This window comes from Kamptonema sp. PCC 6506 (assembly GCF_000180455.1).
GTDB lineage: Bacteria > Cyanobacteriota > Cyanobacteriia > Cyanobacteriales > Microcoleaceae > Kamptonema > Kamptonema formosum.
The window spans coordinates 72,733-80,982 of record NZ_CACA01000323.1 but is presented as its reverse complement, the minus strand read 5'-3'; the positions used below and the strand labels follow the sequence as shown (position 1 = coordinate 80,982).

Sequence of the window (8,250 nt, the reverse complement as noted above, 5' to 3'; positions counted from 1 at the left end):
AGAACCAATTACATCAAACTCAGGCCGAGCTAGCCCAATCTCAAGAGGAAGTATCTCAAGCTAAGTTTTTGCTGCGTCAAAGTGAAGAGCAATTAGTCCAATCTCATGCCCAGATACTCGATTCTCAGAAGGAAGCGTCTCAGCTTGAATTGACCTTATATCAAACGGAGGTGGAGGTAAAGCGATCGCAGTCTCAATTTTACATGAACTTCAGAGAGTTTAAACGCCTAAAGTCTCAATTGCATCAGACTCAGGAGGAATTGCAGCAGTCGCAGTTACAATTGCATCAGACTCAGGAGGAATTGCAGCAGTCGCAGTTACAATTGCATCAGACTCAGGGAGAATTTCAGGCACAACAACACTGGATTCACGAGAAATTAGAGAAAACCTTATTTCAACAAGGTATCGCTGGTCAAACAAATGAACAACGCCAGACCCATTACAGGGTATTGGTGTGGGAGGGATGGTATGCTTACCACAAGGGCGAGCTGAGTAAGATGCAAGAGTGCTTGCAGGAATCATTGAAGTTTACGTCTTTATCGCCAAGTGAAACTATCAATAATTGGTTAGAAAATTTTGCCATTTTTTCCTTAGAAAAAGATGAAATTTTCGATAGTTATTACTTAACAGAATCAGAAGAATGGAAACAATTGATCCGTCGCCTTATTGTCAAACCAAACGGATTTGTGAAAAAAATGATTTCTCTAAATTGAGAATAGTATAGATAAAGCTATTTGAATAAAGAGTAAACAGAAGATGACTGAGTGGAAAGATACTTTTGAATTTCAGGATAAACAATTAGTAAAGGGATCTCAGCTAGAACCACACCCAGCTCAAGAGCATCCCGAAGAATCTCATGACTTTATTCTCCTCATCTCAACCCTTGCTGCTGAACTTTACACCTCTCAGGAAGAGTTAGAGGAATCTCATGCTCTACTCCATATCATGCGGGAGAAATTGGAACACTTGGAGGATCTACAAGCTCAACTTTACCAGACACAGACAGAATTAAAACAATCGCAAGCTTTGATCCAGCAGGTTCAGGCAGAAAAAGATTGGCTTCAATCCAAGTATCAGGCTTTGAGACAGACAGCACAGCAGCTTCAAAAAGAGCTAGGGCAAGTGCAAGCTCAACAAAAAAAGTAGAAAAATAATCAACTTTTCTGATTATAGTTATGTCGTTTCCTCAAGCAGTTTACCTTGTTTAGTTAAATTATGAATAAGAAAGTATCTTCAACGATCAAAGAAGCACAAAACTCGGCTTTTGGAGTTAATATTGGTGGGTTTGTCAAGGGAGAATTTGGACTTGGGGAAGGAGTAAGAGCCAATATTAGATCAATTAAAGCGACCGGTCTTCCCTTTACAGTGAATAGTATTAATGTCCAATGGCATCGTAATTTAGATCCCAGCTACCAAGAAGAAGATTTTGCCATTGATAACCCCTATGCAATTAACCTAGTAAATGTAAATGCTGAATCGCTAGGTACATTTATTGATGCTTTTGGTCGTAAATATTTTCAAAATCGCTACAATATTGGATGTTGGGCTTGGGAACTGCCGACATTCCCTCCTGAGTGGCGGTTTGCTTTTGATTTCTTTGATGAAATATGGACTTACAGCAATCACTCGGCAGAAGCCATTGCGGCGGTATCACCTATTCCAGTCATCAAGGTAATGCCTAGTCTAGACCTTCCTCGTCCTTTGTTGGGAAGAGAAACTTTAGGATTGCCGAAAGATAAATTTATTTTTCTATTCATGTTTGACTGCCTTAGCACATTTGAGCGAAAAAATCCAGAGGCAGTAATTGAGGCATTTATCCAAGCTTTTGGCGAGTCAAACGAAGATGTTGTGCTTGTCATCAAGTTTTCTAATTCTCAGCATTATCCTAATCAACGAGACAACTTTAAGGCATTAGCAGCAAAATATTCATCTGTTCACCTGATAGAGGGGCATTTGATGAGGGAAGAGGTGAATGCTTTAGTTTATAATTGCGACTGCTACGTATCGCTACACCGCGCTGAGGGTTTTGGGCTGACGATGGCTGAAGCGATGTTCTACGGCAAGCCAGTCATAGCCACTGCCTATTCGTCTAATATGGAATTTATGAATGTTGGCAATAGTTTTTTAGTGAAATACGATTTAATAGAACTTACTGAAGAGGGCGGCCCTTATAAAAAGGGGAATGTCTGGGCTGAGCCGGATATAGAACACGCTGCGGTCCTCATGCACTATGTTTTTCACAACTATCAACAAGCTCAACAAGTAGGAGTGAGGGCAGCTTGTGAAACTAAATCTTTATTAAGTCCGCAGGCGATCGGCAGAAAAGTTAGAACTCGCCTTGAATATATTATGGGGATGTGGGCGACTAACGACTTTTATAGAGCTAAAGATTACTTTAAAGCTCAAGCAAATTACTTTGAATCCCAAGCCCAAGCTTGGAAGAACACAGCACAGCAAGTGCAGGTGGAATTAGAGCAATGCCAGAAGCTTGCTTCTAACGCAGTCTGAATTCAACTCAACTCTGGTTAAGTTGAAGCATTGACCCCGATTCAACCCCTGTGACTTCATCAAAAATCTCCAACTTTAACAGTCAAACGGCGGAATGTGGGCTAAAATATAGAAGTTATTCTCAAAGAGAATATAACAACGGAGAGTATAAAAAATGGATTCATTGAATAATGATAAAAAAGATTTTCGTACTGATACAGCAGCCAACGCGGACGGTAAGGATGTCAAGCAGGATAATATTAGTTTTGAGAAAATTCCTGACTTTTGCGAGATATTAGAAAATTTTCGTCCTGATGAAATTAGCGATGATTTCTTTTATGAGGCTACTTATAACCTTAACGACGAAGCTTTTTTGCAAGCAGTTTACCGCACTTACCTGAAACGTGAACTCGATCCTGGGGGTAGTTACTGCTGGCTTCAAACTCTTCGCAGTGGCAAATTCTCCCGTAAGAATTGCCTTAAAGGAATTAGGAATTCAGGCGAATTTAAGCAAAAATGGCCTTCAGCTTAGAAGATATCAAACTATTTTCAACATTAGGAAATCTCAAAAGTGTTTCGCTCGATTTTATTGGGAAAGTTGTTTCAATACTCTTCAAACATATTTTTTGAAAAGGGTTTGAAGAGCAAACTTTGTCATGAGAGATCCTGATTTAATCCCTTTACTATTTCAAGAACTTCAATATAAATAGCGTTCCAATCGCAATCATAGTTGAGATCGTTTTGCGTGTGTTCCGAATTTGGGACATCTGTAACATGGCTTGGAGACAAGAACACTGGCGGCACTAAGTTTTCTCGACTCATGTTCCAATATTCTTCAGCTCCCGCTGAGCAAGCCTTAGTATTTCCGTGAAACACACCCGGCTTGTTGGCAATCCACGATATCAGGCAAGCTCCAGATCCTCCAGGGGCTACAAACATATCTAAAGCGCTATCCCAAGCAATAATTTCATACATTATGCGCCCTATAGCATTATATGTACTAATCTGCGGATCTAGAAGGGCGATAATTTGTTCAACCAGCGCATTATTATTTTCGATCATGTACTCAAAGTAATAAGTCTCCTTTTGGTTTTGCCCGCTAGGCTCTTCTGTTTCGGGTCGAGACCATCCCTCAAAAACTACTCCAATATTGGGGAAATCTTTGTACAGGTTGTTAATAATATTTGCTATTCCTTCAACTTGAGATAGCCATACTCTACAATGGGTGCGGATTTGGAAACAAATCAGAGGAAAATGTTTCTTACTTGTTTCTACTTGCTGCAAGAATTCTGAAGAGCATTTCTTAACAGCAGCTTGATAAATTCTTTGTGCTAAGTTTTCGTTCAAAACTAAGTCGGTTGTCCATACAGCCATGTAGTTGTTGTCTACAATTGTTTTAAACAAACTCCAACTATCTGCTACTTTCACTATTTTTTCGGCAGGAATTTCAGGGAAAACGTCGCCAAATTTAAAAAATTCATTAGGTCCGATCAAAAACTTATCTACTTTTTCTAATGTGAGGTTGTCTGAAAGTTTTTGAATTCCTGTAAGGTCATTCCACAAGTAGTGTCCCAGGTTGAGAAAAAATCCCAAATCGACTGCCACCTCTTTTTTCTGCTTTTCCTCGGACAAGTAAGTTTTAACTTGGGGCCAATAACTAACAGCATCGACTTTAAACATATTGATAACTTGTTCTTGAGCTACATACCGCTCCTCTGCTAATTTAATAATTAACTCTTGATTGGGGAAATAAAGAAAACTTTTGTTGCCTAACCAGCTATTGACTGTCAAATAAAATGTCTCCCTGCTGACAAACCGATAGATATGTATCGGATGCCAAACACCCCCTCCTGTTTGATGAGGGCAGTGCAGGCTGAAGGAGTGATTGGATCTGATAATTTTACCCGTCATTGGACAGAGTAAATAAATATAACCAGTTTCTACTATACTGTTCTGAAAATATCTCCCGTGTCTGACATCAAGCCAAACACCTTTTTTTCGGGGATTTTTCAATGCTTCCCTAGAAAGGTTAACTTTTGGTGAACCGCCAAAACTGTTAATATAAATTTCTTCCAAAGCTAGGCTATCTTGTCTAATTATTTCCAGGTTAGCTAGCGACAGCCCTAACTCTGACAAAAATACTTGGTTGGCCTCAGTTAAGGAATCCATGCCCATAACGGTATATTGGCAAGTCTGACTGAAGTATTGGTAGACTTCAACCGAGTTGATTTCAGTTGGATAATAGAATTTCTCTTCATCTAGGGGAGCAAGTTGATTCAACCCTTTCCATATATTCTCGTAAATAACCCCTCCGCTGGGCTGAATCTGGGGAGCTTGCTGGAAACAGGCTACAGCCTCGTCCAGTAAGCCTTTTTCTGCTAGGAGTATGGCTAATTTGCAATAATATTTTACACTAAATTGTGTTGAATCATCCAGATTATTTAGCTGAATTTGCACAGCTTGTTGGTAGACTGCGATCGCTTCTTCTAGGTTGCCTTGTTGTACAAAAATCTCCACTAAATTGCGGAAAAACCCCTGGTAATTATGGTTGAGTTCAAGGGCTTGGTGGTAGACTGCGATCGCTTCTTCTAGGTTGCCATTTTTAGCTAAAACTTCCCCCAACTCTAGGTATACTTCGCCAAGATTCGGGTTGAGTTCAATAGCGTAGCGGTACGCGAAGATTGCTTCATCGAAATGATTTTGTTTAGCTAGAATTTTTCCTAAATTATAATAAGATTTATCCAAGCTTGGGTTAAGTTCTATTGCACGACGGTAGGCGAGAATTGCTTCATCGAGCTTGCCCTTTGAAGCTAAAGATTCCCCCAAACAGTGGAAAGACTCATCAGAGTTAGGATTTAGTTCAACTGCACGTCGGTAAGCTGAGATCGCTTCTTGGAAACATCTTGAAGAGGTTGAATCGACTAACAGAGATATAAATTCCGATGATTGCCGAATTTTAGCTGGGCATTGCTGTCGGTTGAATGGGCTATCACCAAGATAATTAAGGAAGGAGTTTTTGCCACCCGGCTCAGCGGCGCGTTTTAGATAGGTGCGGTAAAGCTCTTCAACAAAATCTTCTTCATTGAGATGAGAAGTTGCTAGCAAAAAGACGGAGTCATTGAGGTGGATCGGCTCAGTTGAAAAGTCATTGCTCTGACCTGGTTGAGCGAGCAATTCCACTAACCAGCTATATAATTGTAGAGATTCAGGCTTCAGATTGCTTGCCAAGCTATAGAAGGTTTTTCCTAGCTGATGATGACATTCAAAAGAGTCTGGGTTGAGTTCAACAGCACGCTGATAATTGAGTAGTGCTTCCTCGCATTGATTTTGAGAAACTAAGGTATTCCCTAACTGCAAGTACAATTCAAAGTTTGCTGGCGGTAAATTTATGAGATGAGCATACTTTTGTAGAAAATTTCGCCCCATCCTAGCACCGCTGTAAATGTCATCAGGATCTACAAGCTTGGCAAAGTGTGACTGTAACAGATCGTCCTCTTGTGTATAGTTGATTTTCTCTTCCAGTCGCTCCAGCATTTCCAAAACTAAGTCATTGATTTCCTCCGGAGTATTATCTACTACTTTAACACCAATAGAAGTAAAGTATTCAACATTTTCAGTAACTATGTAAGCAGGAGAAAGCATTTCGGTAAATGTTAGATAGCGCTGCTCGCTCTCAGACCAGTAAAGTTTAGGAATAAACAGGTCCTGGCTAAATTGCTGTCGAAACTTTATTGATGCCCAGTTTGTTAAAACGCAGGGGACACCAAAGGTTGGGGGAACAACGCTAGGACCTGAAGTCGTACCGATAAAAAAGCGACTCTTAGCCCACAGAAAAACATCCATCCAATCACTTTTTGCGTTGCTGTGAGCATAGTCAATTACCTGCGGCATAGGCGGTAGAGGCTTCATCTGGCGATCGCCCATACGAATCACCCATCCTCCTCGTTCTACAATCGATTGGATTGCTAGCAGGTAAGTTTCAATATGAGCGTTGCGTCCAGCACAAGTTACCCACTGCCACTGTCCATTAACATAGCCCGTATCTCGAACGTGCAGAGCAACAAACCAAGCATTCTTTGGGACACCAATTTCCTGCAAACAAGACCAACCAAGCTCTTCATCCAACTCTGACAAAGTGTGGAGGTGTGGTCGCTTCTCAGTTTCCCATTGTTTTTGAACCTTCATCACAGCTTCATATAAAGGTAACGTCTCTCCGTTAGCCAGAGCAATCACACTGATGCGGTCTTCTAAGTATTTTGTTAATGGGGATAGAAGTTGAAGTTGAGTGGGTGGAATCACCACAGGGAAATAACGGTACCAGTATTTCAGGTAACAAGGATTAGCACTCCGGTATGGGGCTGCCAACAAAATAGTTTTGTGTGGTGGCAACCAGCCTAGTATTTTCATTTTCATATAGTAGTCGAGTAAACCTAGGTGACCAATAGCACCAGTCCACTCTTCTGTGATAATTCGGATAGATAGCTTATCAAGTTGATAGGTTTTTGCAAGTTCATTTTGAATTTGCGCAGACTTTGCTAGCAATTTAATAGCCTGATCATATTTTCCAGAACGATAAAACTCATTACTGATTACATGGTAAATATGTAGTGAATCGGGTTTAAGATCAAGTTCAGCCTGCCGATCCAGCACCTTTTCCAAGTTATGATAGTATCTATCATAGTTGCTTTCCAGAGCAATAGCACGGCTGTAGGAGCGGATCGCTTCTTCTAGGCAAAATGAAATAATGGGGCTGATGTAAAGAGACGTAAATTCTGATGATTGTCGAATATGATCGATTGATTGATGGCGAGTGAGGCTGCCATTACTGATATAAGGAAAAAAAGAGTTTTTTCCTTCCTTATCTGGCTCTCGTTTCAGATAAGTGCGATAAAGTTCTTCAACAAACTGTTCACTATTTAGGTGTGAAGTTGCTTGCAAAAAGAATTCGTCATTAAATTTATAGGGTATACTTAAAGAGTCGTTCTCTTGAGCTTTGCGAGAAAGGACTTCTCCTAACCTTGAATATGAACAGAAAGATTGTAGGTTCAGTGCCATCGCCAATCGATAAAATATTTCTCCTAAACTATTGTGCAATTCATGAAAATTAGGCTTAAATTCTATAGCCCGACGGTAGGCGAGAATTGCTTCATCGAGTTTGCCCTCTGAAGCTAAAGCTTCACCCAAATAGCGGTAAGACTCGTCAAAGTCAGGATTTAGCTCAACTGCACGCCTGTAAGCAGCGATCGCTTCTTGGAAACATTTTGAAGCGGTTGAATCGACTAACAGAGATATAAATTCCGATGATTGCCGAATTTTAGCTGGGCATTGCTGTCGGCTGAGCGTGCCATCACCGAGATAATTAAGGAAATTGTCTTTCCCCCCTACATCGGCAGACCGCTTCAGATAGGTAAGGTACAGTTCGTCCACAAAATCTTCATCGCTAAAGTGGGAAGTCACGGACAAAAAAAGTGCGTCGTTGAGGTCGTACAACTCACTTAAGGAATCATTAGTATTAGCTTGTTTAGCGAGGATTTCCCATATCTCTTGATAAGAGTAAAAATTTTCCTGCTTCAACTCTGTTCCCAGTCGATAAAAAGCTTGCCCTAAATCCAGGTAAAATTCAGGAGAATTTGCATTGTTCTCAATACCACGACAATAAGTGAGAATCTTTTCAAAAAAGGGGCTTTCTAATTTGGGCGAACAATTTACTAAATTGCTAGTCTGGTTCTCTAAATTCATCTTACTTCTCGTAAATATACTCTA

Annotated in this window: 4 protein-coding genes and 1 pseudogene; 4 read left to right on the top strand and 1 reads right to left on the bottom strand. The window is 40.4% G+C overall.

The genetic code is table 11. The features are described from left to right. From OSCI_RS21360 to OSCI_RS21345, 4 genes and pseudogenes are all read left to right on the top strand, one after another. A pseudogene (locus tag OSCI_RS21360) lies at nucleotides 1-713 on the top strand (hypothetical protein); the annotation flags it as partial. A gap of 43 nt (nucleotides 714-756) precedes the next feature. Beyond that, nucleotides 757-1,146 carry a hypothetical protein gene (locus tag OSCI_RS21355; protein ID WP_007357222.1) on the top strand — a complete coding sequence of 130 codons (390 nt, stop codon included), beginning with the start codon at nucleotides 757-759 and terminating at the stop codon, nucleotides 1,144-1,146. A gap of 69 nt (nucleotides 1,147-1,215) precedes the next feature. Next, on the top strand, nucleotides 1,216-2,508 hold the full coding sequence (locus OSCI_RS21350; protein ID WP_007357221.1) for a glycosyltransferase family 4 protein: 1,293 nt from the start codon (nucleotides 1,216-1,218) through the stop codon (nucleotides 2,506-2,508). A 154-nt stretch (nucleotides 2,509-2,662) separates the two neighbouring features. Then, complete coding sequence (locus OSCI_RS21345) at nucleotides 2,663-3,019, top strand: DUF4214 domain-containing protein (RefSeq protein WP_007357220.1); 357 nt, start codon at nucleotides 2,663-2,665, stop codon at nucleotides 3,017-3,019. Nucleotides 3,020-3,141: 122 nt separating this feature from the next. Here OSCI_RS21345 and OSCI_RS21340 read toward each other — a convergent pair whose 3' ends face one another. Beyond that, entirely contained in the window at nucleotides 3,142-8,226 is a 5,085-nt protein-coding gene (locus tag OSCI_RS21340) for a TIGR04372 family glycosyltransferase (RefSeq protein WP_007357219.1), read from the bottom strand. Nucleotides 8,227-8,250 lie beyond the last annotated feature (24 nt).